This window comes from Pantoea sp. S18 (assembly GCF_045689705.1).
Classification (GTDB): Bacteria; Pseudomonadota; Gammaproteobacteria; order Enterobacterales; family Enterobacteriaceae; genus Pantoea; species Pantoea symbiotica.
This window is the reverse complement of record NZ_CP142688.1, coordinates 2,483,551-2,508,273: the sequence shown is the minus strand read 5'-3', so window position 1 is coordinate 2,508,273 and position 24,723 is coordinate 2,483,551. Positions and strand designations below refer to the sequence as shown.

Here is a 24,723-nt window from a genome sequence, read left to right as displayed (position 1 = left end):
ATGAAGCCACTATTTGAAAAACCTGTTGATGAGCCAACGGAATTCAACGGACTCCTAGGCTGGTCTACACACTGGCGCTGTCTAACAGATTCAATTGAAAAGCCCATACCTTTAGATGATATAGAATCACTCAACCCCAAAGACGAAACAATAAAAGTGAAAAAAGGAGACTCATTGGGTTTTATAGCAAAGGAATATGGGGTGCATGTCAAGGATTTAGCTGAGTATAATAATATTAAAGACCCATCAAGAATATACGTTGGGCAATTATTAAAAGTTCCTGGGTATAGAACTAATGATTCCGATGATATCCAACTTCAGTTAGCAGATGAGAAATGTACTATGTCATTTTCCTTTATTGATTTAATTGAAAAGCCAATAAGGGATATGAAAGTTAAAATAGTTTCCGCAAGTGGATTTATATTTGATGGAATAACGGATGAGTTAGGGAGGATTAGTGACTTAATTATTCCTAAGCTTGAGGAGGTCCAAGTTTTTGTTGTGTCAGGGATTAATAAAAAGAAGGAAGTGGCAACAATCCTCCCATCTGGTAATAATAACAATATTCAACTTACTAGCCCAAAAGTAAGGATTAATGGCACATCGGTTGCACTTAAAGGTGAACCTGGTCATATAGATAAAAAAAACAACGTCATAAATTCAATAGTTACGGGAAGGGACGTAGACGGCAATCCTGTGGTACAAGTAAATCATGCATGTCCTAATGAATATGACCTTAACTTAGGGGGGAATATGATTTACTGGGATGATATCATTAGCGCATCTGAACAAAGTGGTATTATTCCGCAAAGCATTGCCGCAGTGATTAATGCTGAGTCAGCTAAAGATAGCGAATTAGTTTGGAAAAAAGAGTCTGTAAGTATAGATTTTGAAAAAATCAAGCAGCGAAAGTTAAGTCGTATAAATGAAGGGTTGAAAGAGGATGATGTTATACTATACCGAAGTTCAGCTGCCGGAATGACTCAGTTTCTAAATAAAACTTGGATGGGTGAAACCTTTAGGAAAGGTACATACTTAAATACCAATGCAAGAAATATACGGCTTATAGAAGATCGTGAAAGAAAGGACAGTAAAGGTAAAGTTGTAATAGGGAAGGACAAGAAGCCGATAATGGAACAAGTGATCAATATCTCACCAGATGAATGGAAAACCGAGAGTGAGCTTATGAATGGAGGGTATCTTTCAGGCAAGTCACCTTATCCACCAAAAGCAACTAAATTAATTCAAAATTGGCTAAATAAAAGATTCGAATCTATCTATGCTATAATGGCAGCAGTTGATTATGGATTGTCTAATCTGAGTTTATTGGAAAAATTTGGTTTTAATATTCAGGAGTTAAATGATGCTGAAAAGGCAAAAATAATTTATCTTACTCATCACCTTGGGATAGGTGATGCAGTGAAATTTATAAAGAACACCATTACAGAACCGAGTGCGAAAGTCTTACTTACTGCACAAGTTGGCTCTAGGAAAGCAGAATTAAGAGCAAAAGATAATAACGAAAGCTATGTCTTGGCACATCGTGAATGGTTGAATGGCTACATAAATTCGAATATAAAGTTGCTGAATTTCTATTGTCCCAAAGTTACAGGAAAGCAAGTTAAGGATGTTGAATTACTTAACGTAATAAAAAAAATGAGAGGTCTATAATGAAGTTGTTTATTTCTTTTCTGTTTTCAATGATGATTTTCCCAAATTTAGTTTCAGCGGAACTAAGCTGCAAGATCGGATTAGATAAATGTATCACATCTTTAGGTGACTTAAGGTCAAAACATATTTCTGAAAATGAAGTAGGGATTTATTTAAACGACATGAAAATTAGCAGTATCATTACGAGCGATGTAAATAAATCATTTGTTTATTATGACCTTCCTTATCACAAAAATAAAAATAAACTAATAGATAAGTTAATTATATCTTATGATGCAAGTGATTGCATTTATGGTGAGCAGGAATCAAATTGCCAAAAATATAAAATATTAGATCTAACAAATGGAGTTGAATTATCAAGTTCTTTTTACCCGCCAGTGATAAATGCGAACTTAATGACAGTGACTTGGGGCGAAGATGTAACTACTATGACATTTGAAGATAAGTCTATATTTTTATATAAAAATCACAAAGTTACATTAAATAATGGTGGGGTTAAATCTTCTAATGCTTCTTTTAATAAAGATATTTATATTACAAATTGAGCTGATAATAAGGTGAGGGTGCCGGTTTTATCGAGAAATCATTGTGGTGATTTATAACTTAACAATCAATTTTAATGGGTGCTTTTTAAATAAAAAATCGCATGTACGATAAAGTTATTATTAGAGATAGAATGATGAATAAGATGATTTTGTCAATACTGTTAATCCCATGGCTTTCTTACGCCGGATCACCGGGTGGCATATCTCTTTTTGTACAACCAACAACAAATGCTAAAAACATAAAGTATGTTTTTGATGGTTACTTTAGGAATTATTATGGTGTTGATAATCCTAAAACCCCATCATGTACACCTAATGACTATGTGCCTTACATTGATATTGTATATTTGAATACGATTCCAAAAAATATTGATAATGAACTTATAGATGGTGCTATAAGTTCTGATTTGTCCAGGACAGAATTGGCGAAGAAACTCAGCAATTTTAAAGATGACCGAGTGTCAGGTTTCAATGGTGCAATGATTTACGATTTGAAAGATGAGAGTGTAATAATTTATACTTTCGATCTTTCATCACCAAATGAAATTCGTAAAACTATTATAAAAAAAGAAAGAATAATTTCATCCGATGATATGGGGGAATGCCATTTGTAAGTCTATCGAAGGTAAAATCCTTCCATCTGAACCCTGAATAATATCTTTTCATAGGTCAATTAATGGATAATACATAGAGGATTATTAACGAAGTGTTTTTATTAAGTAAGTTTATGAGGTGTTAATGAAAAAAACTGCAGTTGTAATTTTATTAGTTTCATCTGCTTTTAACTCTGCTGCAGAGGAAAGAACTTTTAAAGCCGCCTGGACTGACAGCAATGGCAACAACGTGGTAAATCTTAATGTCAGAAATGGTCTAAAAGGAGAGGATGCTGGTTCCATTTATCTTTCTGGTGAAGGGATCATAAATGATGTGCAAAGCTGGAAAGTACGCGATGCAGTAGAAGCCTGTCCAGTTGACTACGATATCACCATTTATCCCGAGACCTTTGAGTTTATTGATTTACAAGATCATGGAGGGAATTATTTATTGTTTGCATATCGATTACTTTGTGTAGGTGGAGTAGATCCCGGCGAGATTAAATATTTGGCTTATCAGGATGGAAAGAAGTACGCATTACGAGGTGAGGAAAAAATAATTACACCAAATGAGAATACTTACGGAGGTGAAGATCCTCCAAAAGCTGACTATAACCTCAGAAATAACAAATCACTCCTGAATTACATGCTTAATAAATGGCCATCTTTTTCTATTCGACGTTACTAGCGATTATAGAGAACCAGCTGGCCGAGCGTTCATATGCAAAATAAAAAATACTCATTAAAAAAACTGCCACCCATATCACCTCGGCCTCAACCCATAAAATTCGCGCGCTGGTTGTTCCTGCTGGCTATTCTGCTGATTTTTAGTGCAGTGGTCACCCGGTTATTAGGACAGTCAATCGAAAGTCGTATATTGTGGTGGCTGGCTATCGGCGGTGGCATAGCGCTTTGAATAAAAATATTTGGCAGCTATCTGCTTGTCTGGCTGGACCCCCAATATAAGAAAAAAAATCTAACAGGAATGAAAAAACGACCTCCTGTAATTGATTCGCCTCATTTAGTTACCGAAAACTCTTATAATTGTATAGATACTGGAACATTTTATATAGCATGTTTTAAAAGTACAGTGTTAAAGGTTATGGATTCAGATGGAATAAATTCATCAGATAGTGATGTCATTATAGAAAAAGTTACTAAAGCGATTAATGGCGGAATTCTTGGGCTAAATGAGAGAAAAAAATGACTAAGTATGCTAAAGGAGAAATTAATGATGATATCTAAATTGTTATCTTTTTTCAGTTTTTTTTTACTCCCTTTAATATCGCACGCTAGCGCTATAAAATACGAAGGTTATGATATTAAACTTAATGAAAAAGATTTATCAATAGTACTTATAAACAGTGGGGATCAAGTGCGGGAGTGTAAAATAATTAATTGGGAGGTTCAGTACAATCATGGAATGGGCGACATTTCATTGACAAGTGACAATAAGGGAGTGCTGGTATACTTAACTAATAAATATCTTAATTCAAATGAAATTATTTCCTGTAAGAATGGTGAGGTAGAGTTGCATGAAATAAATGACCCAAGTAGCCCTGGAGACATAATTATTGATATCAATTTCAAACATAAAATATACCTTTCTGTATCCCTAGAGGATGCTAAAAGTTTAAGCTATACGGCAACAGTTGCGCGTCTTGGCAGTGATAAAAATCTACTCTCTGGTCCTGGCTTTTTTGATATAAACGACAAACCTGATCCATTCTACATTGGTGATAATATATACAAAGGAAATATTTCTTTAGATGGTAATTATGTTCATCCATCTACGCTTGATTGTTCAAAAGAGTCATTCCCAGGGGTTTGGGATATCAAATCTAATAAGAAAGTTATTTTTCCATCAACTATGAGTGACGAAAAAATTAAAAATGGATGCAAAAAATTATTCGATGGGAAAGAAACTCTTGAAAAGCTTGGGGGTAAATTGATTACACCCGAGGAATATGATTAAAACGCGCAATTATACTGTCTGTAGATCATTTAATTTTTTAAAATGGAGAGGTTATAAATAAAATTGTGTTCGGTATGATATACAACCTTTGGTGAAAAAATATCGGATAAGAAAGCACAGGATCTTTTTATGCATATATTGATGCAAATGCATTTATGTCATTTTTATTTTAATGACCACATTGAGAGTACTGTTCAGGAAAAAATTTACAGATGATAACTTTGTAACTGAGCGGGTAAGCAATGCACCCAATGGTGACTTGAAAGGTATAAGCTAAGAAATATAAATTTAGCTAAAAAAAAGGAACCAAATGATGCCTTATTGTTTGTCTAAGTTTTTTTGGTTGTGTATTTTTATTCCTATAATCCCATATGCATATGTTTCTAATGTTGTTGTTTACAATGGTTATCAAATTAATTTTGATAAACAAAATCCTTCTTTGATAAAAGTCGTTAATGAGTTAAATGACAATGTTAGTTATTGCAAGATAAATAACCGAAATGCAAGCTACAATACTGGTATGGGTGTTATATCTTTGACAAATGATGATTTAGCGATTCTTGTGTATTCAACAAATAAATATCTTATCCCTGATGAGGTTGTCAGTTGTAATGATGAAGGGGTTAAATTACATGAAATTCCAAACCCACCAAACCCTGGCTTTACTATTGTTGATATTAATTTCAAAAAACGGTTGTTTTTGTCATTATCATTAGAGGATGCAAGTGAACGAAGCTATACAGCAATCATTTCACTTTTTGGTAGTGATAAGAATTTAATAACTGGACCTGGCTTCTATAATGCTAATAGTTCCAATTACCCATTCAATACTGGGACTAATCGTTATGTTGGAAAAATATCACGTAACGGTAAGTATGTATCACCTTATGATCTTGATTGTTCTGTTGATGCATTTCCTGGAGTATGGGATATAAAGAATAATAAAAAAGTGGTTTTCACATCCAAATATTCTGATGATGAAATAAATAATAAATGCCAACAACTATTCATTGGGGAAAAGACTCTTGAAGAACTTGATGGCAAATTGATTACCCCAAAAAATGACCCACAATGAAAAGTTAAACATTAGTTAACCTATCAAATAGAATGAATTAAACCCCTTTTTGATGCGATATTGGAGGCTTCTCACGTATTATTACGCTGATTTGCACTTTATATCCCTGCCGAAACCCCGTATATCGTGAAATTCCGACGGGCAGGAGCCTGGATCCATAACGAACGACTCATGGTGATCTGCATGTCTCAATCCCCATTATTAAGGGAAGTTGCCTGATGACGACACGCGCGCAGAATGTTATCGGCCCGCTGATATTCACTGAGGTGGATGAAACTCTGATAGACGCTGATGATGCTGAATATGAATAAAATCTTTATAAAAATGCCTTGAAACTTTATCTTGTCAGCCCAGGTGCTAGCTTTAAATTAGTCCGTTTTGAGCGCGTGATTAATACAAAAATAAAAACGGTTTCTCCTGCAGACGCCCCGTTATAGCGAACAGAAAATATCCCGCAAGAAAAAGGGATAATTAACCTCGCAGCTAGGCTTCGACAGTACGCGCGGCCAGGAACACATCAGGCTCATCACAGGATACCGCGGTAAAAACCAGCTTAAACTCGGGCATCTGGTCGATGGCCAACGCAAGGCGAAGGCCTCAAACTGCGCACCGACAGCTGAAGTACCACTCATTTTATACAACCGATAGTACAGGGTTTTATTGGGTGTCTAAACATCACAGTAAAAAAATAAATATAAACAGAATCTCAGATCAAGGTATAACATCCGAAAGTATTGGCAGGTGTTCTGTTTTAATAAATGGTGGTGGTTACGGTTATTTTGAAAGGCAAGCTTACACGAGGTTTTGTTATTATTTCCTTAATGATTAAGTTAAGAGGTACGTTGTGGAGGCTATCACGATAGCTAAAGGATGTAACAATATAAATGTTACTGTTGATTATACAAATCAATACGAGTGAAAATCATATGAAATCAATATTTTTTTTCTTGATGTTGTTGGTTTCAATAAGTTCTATAGCTGGAAAAACCCAAGCTGATAATAAATATGATGTTATATCTTCAATTGAAAGATATGTATATAGAAATGGGGTGCCATATAATTTATCTCAGGTATATGGTGTAAAAGCTCATGAGAAAGGTTTTAAAAGTTACTATATTTACAACGATAAACACTCCAATGTTTTTCCTTTCGTCTTTAATCGTGAAGGTATAAAAGGTATAAAGGAACCTTATTCTCGGTGTAATTTAGCCTATGTTATGGGTGGGGAAGTTTTAATTCCAAACCGAAAATACAAATCTGAATATGCTGAGGATTCTGAGCAATGCTTAGGTTTTGATGATGTAGTCAGAACTTATGATGAAAATGGTGTGGCTTGGTTTATTACGAAGTCTATCTATCATATAAACACTGATGAACCTGATGTAAGTTATGAGGTGTATTTTTATTTAGATGGAAAATTGTGCTTCTCCCAAGTAAAAAGTCAGTTGATATCAATTAAAGGAGTGGATCTTTCTGATCTGAAATACTTTAATTTAAATAAAAAGGACTTTTTAGAATGCTCTCAATAAGAATTAAATTTGATGATTTTATAATGTGCTTTGATTTATGTACGCACTTTTATTTAATTAAACAAATTCTTTTTTATTTGTGGTGTCATATCTTGAAGGAGTGGGTTTTCTAACCATTAAATAAATGAGAGTCATGATTTTATGTTTGTTATTATTAACTTCTGGTTGCCGCGCTCCTAATCCTGATGTTTTTCCTGAAGTTGCGGTACCTCCCAGTGGCGCAATGAGTAAAGAGTATGGGAGTCAAATTAAGATTAATGGAGGTCCTGTTAATAAATCTAGTGTGTCAGTGATTATTGTCCCTGAAGGTTCAGGGCTAATGTGGGAACCTGAAGCAATGAAATATAAGTTGGGAATGAAGATGACGTGAATGTTGATTATCATAAACTAACAATAGTTGGACTTCCTAAAAAGCCCGGAGATTATGATATTATTGTGTCCGGTTACACTTTGGGAACGATGAAATCATGAAGAGATTTTTATAAGAAATATAGGCTAACCATTAAATAGGAATGTGTGGTTTTTTTAAATAAAATATATTAATTAATTATTTACAATTTGAAAGAAGAAAATGTCATAATATATACTTTCGATCGTTCATCACCAAATGAAATTCGTAAAACTATTATAAAAAAAGAAAGAATAATTTCATCCGATGATATGGGGAATGCCATTTGTAAGTCTATCGAAGGTAAAATCCTTCCATCTGAACCCTGAATAATATCTTTTTATAAGTCAATTAATGGATGATACATAGAGGATTATTAACGAAGTGCTTTTATTAAGTAAGTTTATGAAGTGTTAATTAAAAAAATTGCAGCTGTAATCTTGTTAATATTACCTGTGTTTAACTCTGCTGCAGAGGAAAGCACTTTCAAAGCCGCCTGGACTGACAGCAATGGCAACAACGTGGTAAATCTTAATGTCAGAAATGGTCCAAAAGGAGAGGATATTGGTTCCATTTATCTTTCTGGTGAAGGGATCATAAATGATGTGCAAAGCTGGAAAGTACGCGATGCGGTAGAAGCCTGTCCGCTTGACTACGATATCACCATTTATCCCGAGACCTTTGAGTTTATTGATTTACAAGATCATGGAGGGAATTATTTATTGTTTGCATATCGATTACTTTGTGTTGGTGGAGTAGATCCCGGCGAGATTAAATATTTGGCCTATCAGGATGGAAAGAAGTACGCATTACGAAGTGAGGAAGAAATAATTACACCAGATGAGAATACTTACGGAGGTGAAGATCCTCCAAAACCTGACTACAACCTCAGAACTAACAAACCACTCCTGAATTACATGCTTAATAAATGGCCATCGTTTTCTGTTCGACGTTACTAGCGATTACAGAGAAGCAGCTGGCCGAGCGTTCATATGCAAAATAAAAAATACTCATTAAAAAAACTGCCACCCATATCACCTCGGCCTCAACCCATAAAATTCGCTCGCTGGCTGATCCTGCTGGCTATTCTGCTGATTTTTAGTGCAGTGATCACACGGTTATTCGGGCAGTCAATTGAAAGCCGTATTTTGTGGTGGCTGGCTATCGGCGGTGGAATAGCGCTTTGGATAATAATATTTGGCAGCTATCTACTTGTTTGGTTGGCAGGGAATATTATTGCTAATGGTAAGGATAATCAGCGTGAGCGGTGGCTGCTTTATGAGACACAAAAGAGTCGTCGAGCGCTGCAAATTCTGGCAGCGGAATATCTGACCTGTCATTCACCGGATATTTATTATCCCACGCCGCTGGAGGCTCTTATGGAAAATTCCGGTGCAAAGCGAGCGCAAAGTGACAGAAAGGGAAATGGCGGCGTGAATCACAGTCAGATTGCCTCGCAGGCGTTTGATAAGCCTCATGCAGTGATGTGCCATACCATGAATTACCTGCTGTCTTCCATTATTCCGCAACTTGAAAAGCTGGATACCAAGAAGACAATAAAAATAGCGCTGAATATTTCCTCTTCTGTCAGCATCCGAGAAGTAAAAAACGAAATCACTCATGCCTTTCACGAAGCCGAATTATCTCATCCAGTTGAATTTATTACCGGAGAGGGTGTTTCAGTAATTAACCAGTGGCTGAATGAAAGATTTACCGATGATGCACTCCTTCTTATTATCGCGTTGCAGATTGATCCGCCAGTGGTAAAAGACAGCGCGGAAGCTGGCGTGGCACTGTTGCTCGGCAACCGAATGACGCAACACACGATCAACCCGGCGGCTCTGCTGCACCGCCCAGACCTCAATAAGGATAACGATCTCGCCGCATGTATAAAACAGGCGGCAGACAACGTGCCACTGGAAGAAGGTCTCGTGCAGCATCTGTGGATCGCTGGTGTGACGGAAGAGCAATACCTTTCCACTTTCAGCGTTTTGAAGGCGTTTTCGGTTGAAGCCGTGGAAACGGAAAACGTGATTACCCCAGATATATCAATCGGCCATGCTGGAGCCGCTGCGCCGTGGCTGGCGATAGCGGCTGCATTCCAGGCCGCAACACTGACCCATCGTCCCCAGATGATTATTACCGGGGACACTTCAACGGATGACATGTGGAGCATGGCGGTTTCGCCAGTTACGCCGCCGCACGAGAGGGATACTTGAAACGCTTCTTATCAAAATTAATGCCCAAATCAGCCGAGTTCTGGTTCGGGCTGATCATGCTGCTGCTCTCTGCATTGGCTTTGCTGGCGTGGTTTATCTGCTGGAAACATCCTGAAAGCGTCAGCCTTGTTAACGAAAGCACATTGCAACAACGCTGGATGGCGGCTTCTCTGACTCTCGCCGTGACTTTCTTTCTGATTGCGGCTGTCGGTATTCTGCTGATGCGTCAGGCCGGAAAATCAGCCTTTGATGCGCAGTTGAAAGGTGTCAATGGTGATGATGTTCCCGTACCGAAGAAAGACGCGACCTCGACGTCTCCTGCGCAAGCCATGCTGAAGGAGCTTAAACAGTATCTGCGTAGCCGCTATCAGTTTTTCTGGCGCGGCAAGGTTCGTGTGCTACTGGTGACCGGTGAAGAGGCGGCCGTTGAGGCGCTGGTTCCCGGCTTATCGAACCAGCAATGGCTGGAAGGTAATCGCACCGTACTGATTTACGGCGGCAGCCTGAGCAGCGAGCCAGATGCCGAAATACTTGCAGCATTACGCAAATTGCGCCGCAGCCGCCCACTTGATGGCATTGTTCATCTGCTAGAGCCGGATGAAACGCTATCGCCAAAGCAGAGTGATGTATATCGCCGTTCGCTGGAAAAAATCAGTGCTGCATTGCGCTGGCAGGCGCCCATCTGGCTGTGGCAACTCAGCCAAAGTGCGTGGTCGCAGGACGAACGTGAACAAAACGCGCCGGGGCTGACTTTCAGCGCCCGCGCAGTTCCCGAAGACGTAAGCACACAGATAGAAAACCTCATCCCGCTGCTGCGCGAGCAGGGCATGACGCAGATTTCGCAACAGCGCAGCCATGACTGGTTGCTGCGCCTGTCTCAGCAACTCGCCGATCAAAACCAGCAATGGCAGCAGCGTCTGGCGCCGTGGTTTGCATCTCAGCGCAAAATGCCGTTGCGCGGGCTTGTATTCAGTCTGCCGGAGCGAGCGCATGCTTCAGCGAGCGTGCATCCACATGCGCTAAACGATAGCGCATTGTGGCAGGGCATCAGCCAGGACAAAATGCGTGGCAGGCGCACCGGCTTGCCCTGGGAACAGACGCTGGCGTGGACGCTGATGGGGGTAATGCTGCTGTGGGGCACTGGCATGATGGTGTCGTTTGGCATCAACCGTTATCAGATTGTCAGTGCTGCGGAAAAAGCGCAGACGCTGGTGACGAATCCCGCCGTTAATGATCAGCAGCTGATTGCGCTGCATAGCCTGCGTAACGATCTTGGCCTACAGCAATATTGGCTTGCGCACCGCTCGCCGTGGTATCAGCGATTTGGGCTTAGCCACACGCAGGAACTGCATGCCGCGTTGTTACCGTGGTATGCCGTGGCGGGAAACCGCTTAATTCACGATTCGGCCCGCGCGTCACTGGAAACGAAACTAACGCGGCTGGCCGATCTACCGCCCGCCAGCCCGCTGCGCGCCACGCTGGCACAACCAAGTTATGACCAGCTCAAAGCCTGGCTGATGATGTCGCGCCCGAACCGTTCCGAGCCCGATTTCTTTGTGCAGACCATGAAGGCCGTGCAGCCGGAGCGTAACGGCATTTCTACGGCGTTATGGCAGAGTCTGTCGCCGGATTTGTGGTTCTTTTACGCCGCGAATCTTCCTCAGCAACCAACGTGGGGTATCAAGCCCGATGCGGCTTTACTGGCGCAGGTGCGTCAGGTGTTGCTACAGCAGATTGGTCAGCGCAATGCCGAAAGCACGCTTTATCAGAACGTGCTGCAGGCCGTGCGCCGCAACTATGCTGATGTTTCACTGGAAGATATGGCACCCGGCACCGATCCGCGTCGCCTGTTTACCAGCGATGAAACGGTGCCGGGCATGTTCACCCGCCAGGCGTGGGAAGGCGGCGTACGTCAGGAAATTGAGAAGGCGGCGAGTGCGCGGCGTGATCAGATTGACTGGGTTCTCAGCGACAGCCGTAGTGCGGTTTCTCAGGATGTTTCCCCGGAAGCACTACAGGCGCGTCTGACGCAACGCTACTTCACCGATTTCGCTGCCAGCTGGCTGAATTTCCTCAATAGCCTGCGCCTCAATCAGGCGAACAATATCGCAGACGTTACCGATCAGCTGACGCTGCTCAGCGATGTGCGTCAGTCGCCACTGATTGCTCTGATGAACACGGTGGCTTGGCAGGGACAGACCGGACAGAAGCGCGCCGCGCTGTCGGATACGCTGATTAACTCGGCCAAAGATCTCATTAGCCAGAAAGAGAAACCGGCAATTGATCAGCAGGTCAGCGGACCGGAAGGCCCGCTGGATGCCACTTTTGGCCCACTGCTGGCACTTATGGGTAAAAGCAGCGGCGCACAGTTGATGGCTGCCGATAGCACGCTAAGCCTGCAAACCTTCCTTACCCGAATAACTCGCGTGCGCCTGCGTTTACAGCAGGTTGCGGCTGCGCCAGACCCGCAGGAGATGCTTCAAACGCTGGCGCAAACGGTATTCCAGGGCAAAAGCGTCGATCTCACCGATACGCAGCAGTACGGCAGCCTGATGGCGGCGAGTCTGGGCGAAGAGTGGAGTGGATTTGGTCAGACATTTTTTGTCCAGCCGCTGAACCAGGCGTGGGAAACCATCCTGGAGCCTTCTGCTGTCAGCCTCAATGCACAATGGAAACGTTCCATCGTGGAAAACTGGCGCACCGCATTTGACGGACGCTATCCGTTTGCAGCCAGCAACAGTGATGCATCACTACCCATGTTGGCCGAGTTCATTCGTAAAGATGCTGGACGTATCGACAGCTTCCTTAGCGGTCGCCTCGGTGGTGTGCTGCAGAAAGAGGGCAGTCGCTGGGTGCCGGACAGCGCGCACAGCCAGGGATTAACCTTTAACCCAGCCTTCCTTAAAGCGGTGAATCAGCTGCGTGAACTGGCGGATATCCTGTTCACCGACGGCACGCAGGGGATTAGCTTTGAACTTCAGGGACGTCCGACACCTGATGTGGTGAAAACCGAGTTGAAAATCGACGGGCAGACGCTGAGCTATTTCAACCAGATGGCGGAATGGCAGGCGATGCGCTGGCCGGGCGAGAACTTAAAGCCCGGCACGCTGCTCACCTGGACTGGCGTGGGCAACGGTGGCCAGATTTACGGTGATTACAGCGGAACCTGGGGCTTTATCCGCTGGTTAGAGCAAGGTAAGCGTCAGCGGCTGGATCGCAGCCAGTGGATGCTGAACTTTGCCACTCCGGATAAACGCAACCTGCAATGGGTGCTGCGCACGCAGATTAGCGACGGCCCGCTGGCGCTGTTGCGGCTGCGTGGATTTACGCTGCCGGACGAGATATTCAGTGTTGATGCGGTTTCCGCTTCGCAATCGATGGCACCGCGCGAAGCGGCAATGGATGAAATACCCACAGACATGGATGGAACGGAATAATGGCGGACATTAATGTATTAATCAGCGCGTGTGGAGCCGAAGTTTCTACGCTGCGGGCTGATGCTCAGCAGCGTCTGAATCACTGGTCAAACTGGTTACAACCTATCGCAGCAGAAACGCCATGCGGTGCAGATCCCGCCTATGACGACCAGTTTTTGTTGATCCGTGAAGAGGTCAACAAACTCTCCGGCATTGATACTGCACTAATTACTTCACTGACGGAGCCGCTGCTTAATTCCGTCAGCAAAGATATTCGCATCATTACCTTTTATCTCTGGGCGCGGCTGCATCAGGATGGCGAAACCGGATTGGCTGATGGCGTTGAATTACTGGCGGCGGCGTTACAGCACTACGGCAATGAACTTCATCCGCAGCGTCCGCGTAGCAGACAAGCCGCACTCGCCTGGCTAGGTAGTGCGCGCATGCTGGACAGTTTATCGCTGTGGCCGGAAGCCGATTTAGATTGTACCCGACGTATTTGCGGTGGCTTGCTGCTGGTAAGCGAAGCATTGCAGGAGGACGAGCGTGCGGCAATTCAGCCTCTGATTAACGCGCTGGAGATCAGGCTGGCCCAGAACGGGGGCGCTGACGCGATGGTCCCACAGCACAGTGCTGAGGAATTTAATACCGGACGTGATATTGATGCGTCATCACTCAAGCCAGTTAATTCAGGTGAAAATCTCAAAGCGCAGGCAAAAGTGTTGGCGACTTATCTTCGCGAGCAACCGGGCGGATGGTTAGCCGCGCATCATCTGATGAAGAGTGTGCGCTGGGACACTATGACGCAACTTCCTGCGTTAGGTGCTGGCGGCAATACGCGCCTGCTGACACCGAAACCCGAGCACCGCGCACATTTAAAACGTCTTTATCTGCAACAAAGCTGGCTTGAACTGATTGAGCTGACGGACTCGCTGTTCAGCCAGGCAACTAATCATCTGTGGCTCGATTTGCAATGGTATGCGTGGGAGGCTCTGACCCGCAGTAATAAAGAAAGAAGTCTGGCGACCATTATCGAGCAGGATCTCAATGCGCTGTTGCTACGTTTACCAGGGCTGGAAACGCTGACCTTCGCCGACGGCACACCCTTTGCGGATGACGTCACACTCAACTGGATCGCTCAGCGTGTCACTAGCGGCGGAGCGTATCATGAGCCAGAAACGATGGTTAACGGCAGTCAGCCGGAAAGCGATGTGCTGTCACTTGAAGCTGAAGCACTGGAAAAAGCGGATGCGGAAGGTGTGGATGCGGCGTTGTATTGGCTGCAATTGCGGCCGGGTGTCAGTAGCGTGCGCGATCAATGGTTGTTGCGCCTGTTAATGGCTCGGGTATGCGAACAGTTTGGCCGCAACGATATGGCGCTGCATTTGCTGGGCGAATTGAATACCCAGGCAGATGGACTGACATTACCGCAGTGGTCACCTGACTTAATGTTCGAAGTGCGTGCGCGTAGGCTCAAACTGCTGCGAGTGAAAGCCGCCCGAGGCGAGAGCGACAGAGTTCGGTTGCAACCAGAAATGGACGCGCTGCTCTCGGGATTGATCACTATCGATCCTGCCCGTGCCGCCGTGTTGTGCGGTTAAGCCACAACAACTATTCAGGGAGTGAAACATGGCAAAAGGTTTTTATTTAGTTCAGGGGGATAAAACCACCTGCGGCGGACGAATCATTGAGGGCGCAACTGACCATACAATATTTGGCAAGGCGGCTGCGCGTGAAAAAGATCGGGTTCTTTGCGGCAAACATTCCGGCACCTTTCTTATTGCCGGTGGCATCGTCAACGATACCATCCATGGCCGCCGTATGGCCGGCACGTTAGACAGCGAAAGCACTTGCCCCTGTAAGGCGAAGTTTATTCCGTCGATGCTGCAGGATACTTATGAGAAAGCGAGTGGCGGCTCTGCAACGACCAGTGAATCATCTGCTTCAAATCCTGTAGCGCGACCATTGCCCGCTTATTTAACGGGCGAAAAAGTACCTTCTGGGTTTGTGCCTGATTATCCTGTGTTGAGAAACACGTATGATCTGCCAGATATGGCGCTAAGGTCGATGCTGAAAAATAATAATCAAGACGTAATGCTGCTTACGCTTGAAGAAGCATTTGAGGTGTTGGCTTCCTGGGGATCGTGGAAATCTGGCTGGGTTAACTTAACGCAAAGTGGGCCAGCTCAAATAATTATCAACTATGGTACTAATATTAAGGATGTTGTTACAGCCTCAATGTTAGTGAGTGATTTGGGCCGTTTTGGTATTAAGGCAATTTCATATGTCGGTAAAAGTGGGAATGACCTAATTAAAATAACTGGATATCCAGGCATAAGGAAAATTCTAAATGCACCTGTGTTTTCTGCGAAAAACCCTAGATTAATCGATTTAGGGTTGGGTAAATATGCATCTCAAGGTGTAGCTAAAAATATTTTGAAGGGTGCCAGGGCAACTTTTATTGTTGCTGCTGCTTATAGAACTTTAGATTATATTTTTAACGATGAAGTTGAATTGGCGAAATTTATCGGCTCTTTGGCAACTGATGTTGTTAAGATAGGCATCGCATCTGTTATATCTGGTGGTGCGGGGCTTATTGCTGGAGTCATGTTTTCATTCGTGATTGCTCCTACAGTGGCTATTGTTGGAGTTGGTTTTAGTGCTGCTCTCATACTAAACTATCTGGACGATAAGTTCGGCATAACAGATCGAGTTATAAATTATATTGAATCAGCCCAACAAGAAGTAATGCTCACTGCAAGAAATATAGAAGCAGGAGTTTGGGATCTTGGCTCTATGTTTGCTGACGAAATGCTGCGAAAAGGAAGGCAAGTTATATTAGAAGAGATTGTGAAATATTTAAAATCCAGTATTAATGAAATCATTCCTGAGGAACTATAATGCATAAATTTCCATTATCGACAAGAGTTGTGCTTTTGACGTGGAGCATCATTATATGGGTTTTATCGTTGCTTGCATCTTATATTGGTTATGTTTCAACAAAAGAGTATTTGGCATTTCCTGATGCGATGACATACTCAACAGGATTGGTATCTCTAACTTTATCAGCATTCATAATGCTACCATTTTGCTTATCTGGTATTTATGGCTCTATTAAAGGGCAGCGTATGAATGATAAACATCAGAAAGTTGCAATGATGATAATACTCTCTGGGTTTTTTTTGTCACTTATTTATGGTTTCTCTTTTAAAGTTTTTTTCATTAGTAGTATGAATAACAAGGGTTATTATAGTTGCTCAGGCATACCAACAGGATGGATGCCAGGAATGGCCACGAAATATGTAATTAATAAAGACTTGTGCAATAAAAATAAATGATTGTTAATGATGTCTGATATGATAAATGCAAAGTGTAAATTTTTAGTCTCAGTAATCTTCTGGTTAATATTGTCTTTCGGTTCTTGCTGGGGGGCTTTAGTATCATTTAATAACTATTTTTCATTTGCAGTACGTATTGTCTTCTCTCCCTATGCTTTATCATTGCCGCTGGCACCAATAATTTTATTCTTCCCTTGCATTTATTGGTTTATGGTTATTCGTTATGGGGAGAAATTAGCTATAAAAAAATGCAAAGTAATTAATAAGCTATTTATATATTTATTGGTTGGTTATGTTTTTTTTGCTGTTGTATTTATTGTTTTTTACAAGAATTACCTCATTAGTCAAGGCTATTTTATTTGCTCAGGGAATCCCAGAGGATGGACTATTGGTATGGCTACTGAATATGTAAGATCACTCTCGAATTGTGTTAAGTAGAAATATCAACATACATCTTTTAGTTACTATCGACTAATTCCAATTATTGGGTGTATGAGAGCTAAAAGTGAATGACTGATTGAAAAAAGTAAGTTGGTTATCGAGCATAAAATTCGAATTTATTTAAGAAATACGATTAATGATATTATCCAAGGGAGTTATTAAAATGAAAGAAAAAGCAAGGGCGATATTCTCAATTTTAATTTTTATGTCAATGTCTTTTTTATCTCTCTATTTTTGGATTGATGAACTATCAGGGTATCTTAAGTTTAAGGATGTCATTCTTTTTTCATGGATGTCAGTTAGCTTATTTTTCATCCCGCTGACGTTGCCATTTCCTACATATTGGTTTTATTCATTTTTGGTTTTTGGACATGATGTGGCATTGGTTAAAGTGAATCGTGTCATACCATATTTCAAGTGGGTGTGTATATTTTCTATTATTACATCAATCTTGATGTCTTTTTTCTATGTTTCTACATTGAAGTATAAAGGTTATACCACTTGCAAGGGTATTCCTTCTGGATGGATGCCTGGAACGGCTACTGAGTATGTTAAGAATACGGATCTTTGTTATAAGAAAAAATGTCAAAAAACAAATGAGTTATTATATGTTTATTTTATGCTTTAGTTGGGATTTAAAAAAACTAACATAGCTAAACTTCTTTTAATAATTTTAATAAAATTTATTTTTAAAATATAACAAAACCTAAGCCTAAAGTGACTGTCTACAACCAAATAGATGATGTCATTAATATTTTCAAGGGTAGAATGAGGGCGGCGTAAACCGAAGATTGAAGAAGGTATTTAAATTAGGAATGTTGAATTCATATGGTATGTAACAGCGTGTAGGGGGTTATGAAACGAAAAGATACTCAAAAAGCCTTAAGGTAAATTACACGGGTTGAATATTAATTATGTTTTCATTGCAGCAACGATCTTTTGCTTTATTAGGTTTTTTGTTTTTTTTATTAATGTCCATAGGATTGTCCTTCATAGGTTTAAGTCAGTTTAAAATGTATTTGACATATCCGGATTCTCTTACATTTTCAAGCTGGACCGTATTTGCAATTTGTTTTGTATTCTTCTTCTCACCATTGTTGATGATGTTGATTCCTGTTGTTTTCTTTGGAAAACAGGTGAGTGTTTATTATGCTAAGAAGCTATTTACTATCATGATAGTTATTTTGAGTATAACCGTTTATTTAATGATTACTTTCTCATTGTGGTATAAGGATTCATTAAGTGAAAAAGGTTATTCAGAATGTATTAATTCATCATCCGGCTGGATGCCTGGTACAGGGACGAAGTATGCTAAACATGAGGTGTTCTGTTATAAAAAAGCAGGTTGAATTTAAATTTTTTTTTGCCCCTTCCTGAGGAGATGTCATTAATTTGTAATAATATTTTAAGGTTAGAACGTCGATGAATTCTGTGAGGCTAAAGGCTATGTGTGCATTTTTATTTTTTTTCATAATGGCTATTGCAGATTTCTACTTTTCATTTCAATCTGTCACTGATTATTTAATGCTTCCGCCAACGGTGGTTTATTCTTGGATGGGAGGTTTTCTTTACTGTTTTCTATTACTTTATTAAGTGTTTCTATAGCTCCTGGTTACGTTGCTATCTACGGTGTCGGCATGCCAGACATTGCTATGAAATATCTAGGCAGAGTGATTGTTATTACATTCGTTTTTGCTTTGATTGGCGCATATATTTTTTCTGTATGGTATAAATCTGAGCTTGAAGATAAAAGCTATAAAAAATGTGTTGAGGTCCCCAGTGGATGGATGCCAGGGACTGCTACGAGATATGTAATGAGTGAAAATCTATGCAATATAAATACTCATACCAAAGATATGAAATTTTTGAAAAGCCATGATCACCGTGCTCATTATTAGTTTCTTTTTTCTGATCATTATTTTATTGGCTTTAAAATTAATACCCTGAAAGGGAATCAGTAGGTGAAGAAAGTGAAAAGTTTTTCTACAACCCAATTTGCGTACATTACTATCTGAAAAAAGTTAATATTTCTATTTCTATTTCTATTTCTATTTCTATTTCTATTTCTATTTCTATTTCTATTTCTATTTCTATTTCTATTGCCAGTTGTTCTATGTAGTAAACGTCAACAATTATTCAGGGAGGAAATGGAATATGTCTATAGGTTTTTATCTGGTTCAGGGGGATAAAACCACCTGCGGCGGACGAATCATTGAGGGCGCAACTGACCATACAATATTTGGCAAGGCGGCTGCGCGTGAAAAAGATCGGGTTCTTTGCGGTAAACATCCCGGTACGTTTCTTATTGCCGGTGGCATCGTTAACGACACCATCCATGGGCGCCGTATGGCCGGCACGTTGGACAGCGAAAGCACTTGCCCCTGTAAGGCGAAGTTTATTCCGTCGATGCTGCAGGATACTTATGAGAAAGGTGGGGAAGCTTCAGAGTCATCATCTTCTCTCGATGGACTCATGATAGGACTACAGAAACCGTATGAAGCACTCCATCAGGAAGATAATGTTGAGCATAATTGCTTTCATACTGATGGTGCCATACAGGTTGCAAAATATTTACTTAATGAAATAAAAGTAAACGCTAAAAGTGAGATAGCAGATAGAATCCGTTATTTCATTGACGACGAAATGCTCAGACAACGATTCGCTGAGTGGAATAATCTCCCTTTTTATGCCAAGTTATCATCGCCTCCCCAACCGAATTTAATTGCTGCGATGGGTATTTGGTATCAGACTGTGAAAACAAAATCGACCTGGGATCATAAACCAAAAATTCGAGATAAGTTTGGTTCTGTAGCTGTTGCCCGTCCTCTCCCTGCACCAAGTAATGCTTATTCTGAATCATACTTTCATAAATATAAAGGATATGACTATTTTTATGATGTTTGGTCAAATATCCATTATGGATACATTGGGTTAAGTGTTGGTTTTTCTGAGTCCTTATTGTTAAAAGGTTCTACCTGGGAGCAAAATATGACTCTGGGTGCAATGGGGAATGATACTTTAGATGATGTTACGAGCATGAAATTAGGATTTGAACTATTTCATAAGTACGGTAAATATGCGGAAAATCTCACGGCCGAACATATACTTGATGCTTTACACAACACTCCCAATAAATTAATTCAAGTTTCAAAGCAGAAGCACTGGTGCTGGAATAGTAAAAATCCTGAACATATAGATGAGCCGAAATGAAGAAGACCATATCTGTCATTTTTGTGTTAATGATTTTAGCATTTATTTACATGATGAGTGCAAAGCCTCATGTGATCGTTAAAAATAATACTGTAAAGCCAATTTATGTTCTTTCAGGTGAAAGCCGATATGGAGTTGAATCCGATCCTGCTAAAATAGATGAAATTATTAAGGAAAGGCCTAGTGTTATTATGCCTGGAGAGGTAATGAAGATCTCCCCTTCGTTTAGTTCATTAATGAAAGATGATTCAGTAATTGATCTTGGTTGGAACATAGGTGCTCGATATGAACATGCGGCTTCAGGTGGTGGTGGATGGAATTTTCTTCTATCAGATGAAGAGGGGGCCTGCTCCATATCGGTTGTAGTTAATGAAGGTTACAATAATGATTCATTTGATGAAGAAAACGATGGTTTTTGTTATAAAAAAATGAAGCCATTCAGGTATAAATATCAGAAAAATTGAGATTAACTTCAATGCTCACTATCGTGTGGCTTTAGTTAATTCCTATAATTAATTTCCCGCTTATAGGGAATTAAATACATTGTTTGATACTTAATTAAGATAATTATGGACGATTTAACCCTGCGTTATTACGACGCTGAAATGCGCTACCTGCAAGAAGCGGGCGAAGAGTTTGCCCGCGCCCATCCTGAACAGGCAGCGATGCTCAATCTCGACAAAGCTGGCGCGCGCGATCCCTACGTTGAACGACTGTTCGAAGGCTTTGCTTTTATGGTCGGTCGCCTGCGTGAAAAGCTCGACGACGACCTGCCAGAACTGACCGAAGGTCTGGTCAGCCTGTTGTGGCCGCACTATCTGCGCACCATTCCGTCCATGTCGGTGGTGGAATTCACGCCCGACTGGCGCGAGATGAAGGAGCCGATGCGGCTGGCACGCGGCTTTGAAGTAATCTCACGTCCGGTGGGTGAAAAAGGCACGCGCTGTCGCTACACCACCACACGCGACGTGCAGGTGCTGCCGCTGGCGCTGGAGTCGGCAAAATTAACCACCGATGCCGCCGGACGTTCAGTTGTTCGCCTGCGCTTTAACGGCGGCGCGCTGGCCGACTGGAGCCGCACCGATCTCAGCCGCATTCCGCTCTATCTCAATGCCGATACGCCGCTGGCCTGTGCGTTGCACGAAGCATTAACGCTCAACGTCGCCAGCATCGCACTGCGTTTGCCGGGCGAAACCGACAGCCGCCGCTTTGACGGGCACTTCAGCGCGCAGGGCTTCAGTCAGGAAGATCGGCTGTGGCCGGGCGATGAGGGCAGCTTCAGCGGCTATCAGCTGCTGCTGGAATATTTCACCTTCCGCGAGAAGTTTATGGCGGTGAACCTGCGCGGGCTGGAACAGATTGCGCTGCCCGCGTCGCTGCCGTGGTTTGAACTCGACGTGGTGCTGGCGCAGCGCTGGGAGCATGATTTTCAGTTCAGCGAAAAACATCTGCGCCTCAACGCCGTGCCGGTGATTAACCTGTTCGCGATGGAATCCGATCCATTGATGATCAACGGCTTGCAAACCGAGTATATGCTGCGGCCAATGCGTGTGCAGGACGGACATACCGAAATCTACTCGGTGGATTCGGTAATTTCCTCGAAAGGTCTGCCGTACGTGCCGTTCAGCAGCTTCCGCCACAAAGGCGGCATGCTGCGTCACGAAGCGCCGGAACATTACTATCACACGCGCGTGCGGCGCGGGCCGTCCGGGCTGCACGAAACCTGGATGATCCTCGGCGGCGAAGCCTTTGATAATCACAGCCTGCCGGAGAACGAAAGCCTGTCGGTGAGCGTCACCGGCACCAACGGCCAGCTGCCGCGCCGCGCGCTGCAGAGCACGCTGCTGGATACCGCCGTGAGCAGCACCGACGTGGCGATGCAGGTGCGCAACCTGTGCGCGCCGACGCTGCCGTGTTATCCGCCGAATCGTGACCGCTTCCACTGGCGCGTGCTGAGCCATCTCGGTTCGAGTTTTCTGTGGATGATGGACAACGCCGAGGTGCTGCGCGGCACGCTGGCGCTGTACGACTGGACGCACAGCGAAATGAATCGCCGCCGTCTGGAAGCCATCCTGCACGTCTGCCACAAAGAGACCGAACGCTTTGAGCAGGGTTATCTGCTGCGCGGCGTGCAGATTGAAATCACCCTCGACAGCAGCGGCTTTGCCGGCAGCGGCGATATCTGCCTGTTTGGCGAAATGCTCAGCCGCTTCTTCGCGTTGTATACCGATATCCACCTTTTTAACCGTCTGATTTTAATCCTGCAGCCAACCGGAGAGCGCCTCGAATGGGAAGAGAAGCACAATCGCCGCATCTCCGGCTGACGCCGCGGCTGGAGCAGGAGCTGACGCGGCTGAACTTTTACCGTTTCTGCCAGTTGATTGAACATCAGCATCGCGATAAGCCGCCGCTCGGCAGCACCAGCAAACCGCAGAACGATGCGGTGCGGCTACAGCCGCATCCCGGCATGGGATTTCCAGCAGGCGAGCTGAAAGCGGTTGAATACCCTGAAAGCGATGCCGCTGCGCCGCCGGTGGTGCGTACCACGTTTTTAGGTTTATACGGCGTGGATTCGCCGCTGCCCGGCAGCTACATCGATGACATCACCCAGCGCGACGAAGGGCATGAAGCGCTGCAGGGCTTTCTGGATATTTTTAACCACCGCATCCTGACGCAGTTTTATCGCATCTGGCGCAAATACTCGTATCCGGCAACTTTTGAGGCAGGCGGCGGCGACAGCACGTCGCAATCGCTGCTCGGGCTGGTGGGATTGGGCATTCCGGGCACCTGCAAGCATATCGCCACGCCGGTTTCACGCTTTCTGGCGCTACTCGGCGTCATGCGCCAGCCGGGCAGAACGGAAGAGGGCATTCGCGCGCTGGTGCGTTTGCTTGCGCCGAACACCTCGGTGACCGTGCAGCCGCACTGTCTGCGTCCGGTGCCGGTTAGCCATCCGCTGGAATGCGAGTTCGTACTGGATGGCAACGCGCCGCTCGGCGATGAGGCGATGGATGCCAACAGCCAGCTACTGATCGAACTGCAAACCGCTTGCCCGAACGAAGCCACACGCTGGCTGCCGGACGGCCAGTTGTATCAGGATTTTCTGGTGATGCTGCGCGTCTATCTCGGCTGGCGCTACCGGGCGCGTATTCGATTGTGTCTGGAGACGCAGCTGCTGGCACCGCGGGAACTCGGCGATGCGCCGTTCTGGCTCGGCATGACCGGCGTGCTCGGCGCGGACGAGGCGTGCAGCGACATCCCCCAAACCTTTACTACTGAACTGGGCTGCTATGCAGGCATGAGCCCGGTCAAACCCTGCGAGGAGCAGCGACGTGTCAGTTACCACTTTGATTAAAATTTTGATGTGCAGCGCACTGTTGCTGCTTGGCGGCTGCGGTTTGCAGCAGAAAGTCACCGATGGATCGGTCGCGGCGTTTGACGCGATTTTCTACAAGCAGATCAAAACTCTGCATCTGGATTTCAGCGCGCGTGAAAGCCTCAACAGCGACAGCCGCGAGCATAATCCGCTGTCGCAGCCGGTGATGGTGCGCGTGTTCCAGCTCAGCGAGCGCAAAGCGTTTGACGGCGCGGTGTATCAGCAACTGACCGGCGATGCGGCGGACGTGCTCAAAGCCGAACTCCTCGCCGATCGCGATGTGGTGCTGACGCCGGGCGGCGACGTGTCGCTGAATATGCCGATGGAAAAAGAAGCCAGATTTGTCGCGGTAGTCGCGCTGTTCCAGCAGCCGGATATGGCGAAAAACAGCTGGCGGCTGGTGCTGGAGCGCAACGATTTGGATCCGGATAAAGCGCGCGTGATTGAGTTAAGCAGCAACAGCCTGCGCCTGATCAGCGAGGCAAAACCATGAGTGGTGGCAACCATCAACCTTCTTTGTATGAGCTGCTGAAAGGCAGCTTCGCGGGTGGGCTGGAGCTGGACCGTGTGAAGGAACAGGATCAGGTGATCCTCTCGGTGCTCGATAACATGCAGCGCATCCTCAATACTCGCGCCGGATCGCTGTCGCATATCCCTGATTATGGTCTGCCCGATATGACGCGCATCCTTCAGGGCATGCCCGGCACCGCGCATCAGCTGCTGTATACGCTCTCTGAGGTGCTGCTGAAATATGAGCCGCGCCTGAAGCGCATTGATGTGGTGTTACTGGAGCAGAGCATGCCCGGCGAATTGCGCTATGCCATTGATGCCGAACTCAAAGAGGGCGGACTGGTGCGCTTCGGCACCGAATTTATGCCGGAAGGACGTGTGATGATCCGCCATATGAAACAGCAGCAATATCTGGATGCCAGGGCATCTGTTTAACT

Annotated in this window: 26 protein-coding genes; all 26 read left to right on the top strand. The window is 43.8% G+C overall.

Translation table 11 applies throughout. The features are described 5' to 3' along the window. The 26 genes from VIJ98_RS11645 (at window position 1) to tssE (ending at window position 24,721) form a co-directional block, all read left to right on the top strand. On the top strand, window positions 1-1,671 hold the full coding sequence (locus tag VIJ98_RS11645; protein WP_323274094.1) for a LysM peptidoglycan-binding domain-containing protein: 1,671 nt from the start codon (window positions 1-3) through the stop codon (window positions 1,669-1,671). Next, on the top strand, window positions 1,671-2,216 hold the full coding sequence (locus VIJ98_RS11640; RefSeq protein ID WP_323274092.1) for a hypothetical protein: 546 nt from the start codon (window positions 1,671-1,673) through the stop codon (window positions 2,214-2,216). The genes VIJ98_RS11645 and VIJ98_RS11640 overlap by 1 nt, the downstream gene beginning before the upstream one ends. Before the next feature lie 101 nt (window positions 2,217-2,317). Next, a complete protein-coding gene (locus VIJ98_RS11635) occupies window positions 2,318-2,830 on the top strand; it encodes a hypothetical protein (RefSeq protein ID WP_323274090.1) in 513 nt (170 codons plus the stop codon). Between the two features lie 124 nt (window positions 2,831-2,954). Beyond that, the gene (locus VIJ98_RS11630) at window positions 2,955-3,497 is read left to right on the top strand and encodes a M949_RS01915 family surface polysaccharide biosynthesis protein (RefSeq protein WP_323274088.1); all 543 of its coding nucleotides are present in this window, start codon (window positions 2,955-2,957) and stop codon (window positions 3,495-3,497) included. 297 nt (window positions 3,498-3,794) lie between these two features. Then, window positions 3,795-4,016: a hypothetical protein gene (locus VIJ98_RS11625; RefSeq protein WP_323274086.1), complete on the top strand. Its 222-nt coding sequence runs from the start codon at window positions 3,795-3,797 to the stop codon at window positions 4,014-4,016. 24 nt (window positions 4,017-4,040) lie between these two features. Beyond that, the gene (locus tag VIJ98_RS11620) at window positions 4,041-4,784 is read left to right on the top strand and encodes a hypothetical protein (protein ID WP_323274084.1); all 744 of its coding nucleotides are present in this window, start codon (window positions 4,041-4,043) and stop codon (window positions 4,782-4,784) included. Window positions 4,785-5,094: 310 nt separating this feature from the next. Next, window positions 5,095-5,859, top strand: a complete 765-nt coding sequence (locus VIJ98_RS11615; RefSeq protein ID WP_323274082.1) for a hypothetical protein — start codon at window positions 5,095-5,097, stop codon at window positions 5,857-5,859. Between the two features lie 516 nt (window positions 5,860-6,375). Further along, window positions 6,376-6,507, top strand: a complete 132-nt coding sequence (locus tag VIJ98_RS11610) for a hypothetical protein (protein WP_407330303.1) — start codon at window positions 6,376-6,378, stop codon at window positions 6,505-6,507. 236 nt (window positions 6,508-6,743) lie between these two features. After that, the gene (locus VIJ98_RS11605; RefSeq protein ID WP_323274080.1) at window positions 6,744-7,388 is read left to right on the top strand and encodes a hypothetical protein; all 645 of its coding nucleotides are present in this window, start codon (window positions 6,744-6,746) and stop codon (window positions 7,386-7,388) included. 145 nt (window positions 7,389-7,533) lie between these two features. Further along, window positions 7,534-7,758: a hypothetical protein gene (locus tag VIJ98_RS11600; RefSeq protein ID WP_323274078.1), complete on the top strand. Its 225-nt coding sequence runs from the start codon at window positions 7,534-7,536 to the stop codon at window positions 7,756-7,758. 428 nt (window positions 7,759-8,186) lie between these two features. After that, window positions 8,187-8,735 carry a M949_RS01915 family surface polysaccharide biosynthesis protein gene (locus tag VIJ98_RS11595; protein WP_323274076.1) on the top strand — a complete coding sequence of 183 codons (549 nt, stop codon included), beginning with the start codon at window positions 8,187-8,189 and terminating at the stop codon, window positions 8,733-8,735. Window positions 8,736-8,768: 33 nt separating this feature from the next. Continuing rightward, window positions 8,769-9,995, top strand: a complete 1,227-nt coding sequence (locus VIJ98_RS11590) for a hypothetical protein (protein WP_323274074.1) — start codon at window positions 8,769-8,771, stop codon at window positions 9,993-9,995. Window positions 9,996-10,015: 20 nt separating this feature from the next. After that, window positions 10,016-13,432, top strand: coding sequence for an ImcF-related family protein (locus VIJ98_RS11585; RefSeq protein ID WP_323274073.1), 3,417 nt, complete (start codon window positions 10,016-10,018; stop codon window positions 13,430-13,432). After that, on the top strand, window positions 13,432-15,012 hold the full coding sequence (gene tssA / locus VIJ98_RS11580) for a type VI secretion system protein TssA (RefSeq protein ID WP_323274071.1): 1,581 nt from the start codon (window positions 13,432-13,434) through the stop codon (window positions 15,010-15,012). The genes VIJ98_RS11585 and tssA overlap by 1 nt, the downstream gene beginning before the upstream one ends. A gap of 28 nt (window positions 15,013-15,040) precedes the next feature. Beyond that, a complete protein-coding gene (locus VIJ98_RS11575) occupies window positions 15,041-16,312 on the top strand; it encodes a PAAR domain-containing protein (protein ID WP_323274068.1) in 1,272 nt (423 codons plus the stop codon). Further along, window positions 16,312-16,749 carry a DUF1240 domain-containing protein gene (locus tag VIJ98_RS11570; protein WP_323274066.1) on the top strand — a complete coding sequence of 146 codons (438 nt, stop codon included), beginning with the start codon at window positions 16,312-16,314 and terminating at the stop codon, window positions 16,747-16,749. The genes VIJ98_RS11575 and VIJ98_RS11570 overlap by 1 nt, the downstream gene beginning before the upstream one ends. 6 nt (window positions 16,750-16,755) lie before the next feature. After that, a complete protein-coding gene (locus VIJ98_RS11565) occupies window positions 16,756-17,187 on the top strand; it encodes a hypothetical protein (RefSeq protein WP_407330279.1) in 432 nt (143 codons plus the stop codon). A 166-nt stretch (window positions 17,188-17,353) separates the two neighbouring features. Continuing rightward, complete coding sequence (locus tag VIJ98_RS11560) at window positions 17,354-17,818, top strand: DUF1240 domain-containing protein (RefSeq protein WP_323274064.1); 465 nt, start codon at window positions 17,354-17,356, stop codon at window positions 17,816-17,818. 286 nt (window positions 17,819-18,104) lie between these two features. After that, complete coding sequence (locus tag VIJ98_RS11555; protein WP_323274062.1) at window positions 18,105-18,539, top strand: hypothetical protein; 435 nt, start codon at window positions 18,105-18,107, stop codon at window positions 18,537-18,539. Window positions 18,540-18,827: 288 nt separating this feature from the next. Continuing rightward, window positions 18,828-19,088 (top strand): hypothetical protein, encoded by a 261-nt coding sequence (locus VIJ98_RS11550; RefSeq protein WP_323274061.1) that lies wholly within the window; start codon window positions 18,828-18,830, stop codon window positions 19,086-19,088. A 256-nt stretch (window positions 19,089-19,344) separates the two neighbouring features. Beyond that, a complete protein-coding gene (locus tag VIJ98_RS11545; protein ID WP_323274059.1) occupies window positions 19,345-20,400 on the top strand; it encodes a polymorphic toxin type 44 domain-containing protein in 1,056 nt (351 codons plus the stop codon). Continuing rightward, window positions 20,397-20,864, top strand: coding sequence for a hypothetical protein (locus tag VIJ98_RS11540; RefSeq protein ID WP_323274057.1), 468 nt, complete (start codon window positions 20,397-20,399; stop codon window positions 20,862-20,864). The genes VIJ98_RS11545 and VIJ98_RS11540 overlap by 4 nt, the downstream gene beginning before the upstream one ends. Window positions 20,865-20,969: 105 nt before the next feature. Then, a complete protein-coding gene (gene tssF / locus VIJ98_RS11535) occupies window positions 20,970-22,724 on the top strand; it encodes a type VI secretion system baseplate subunit TssF (protein ID WP_323274055.1) in 1,755 nt (584 codons plus the stop codon). After that, entirely contained in the window at window positions 22,688-23,755 is a 1,068-nt protein-coding gene (gene tssG / locus VIJ98_RS11530; RefSeq protein WP_154156512.1) for a type VI secretion system baseplate subunit TssG, read from the top strand. Before tssF ends, tssG begins: the two co-directional genes overlap by 37 nt. Continuing rightward, complete coding sequence (gene tssJ, locus VIJ98_RS11525) at window positions 23,733-24,269, top strand: type VI secretion system lipoprotein TssJ (RefSeq protein WP_323274053.1); 537 nt, start codon at window positions 23,733-23,735, stop codon at window positions 24,267-24,269. Before tssG ends, tssJ begins: the two co-directional genes overlap by 23 nt. Then, complete coding sequence (tssE, locus tag VIJ98_RS11520) at window positions 24,266-24,721, top strand: type VI secretion system baseplate subunit TssE (protein WP_137386000.1); 456 nt, start codon at window positions 24,266-24,268, stop codon at window positions 24,719-24,721. Before tssJ ends, tssE begins: the two co-directional genes overlap by 4 nt. Window positions 24,722-24,723: the final 2 nt, after the last annotated feature.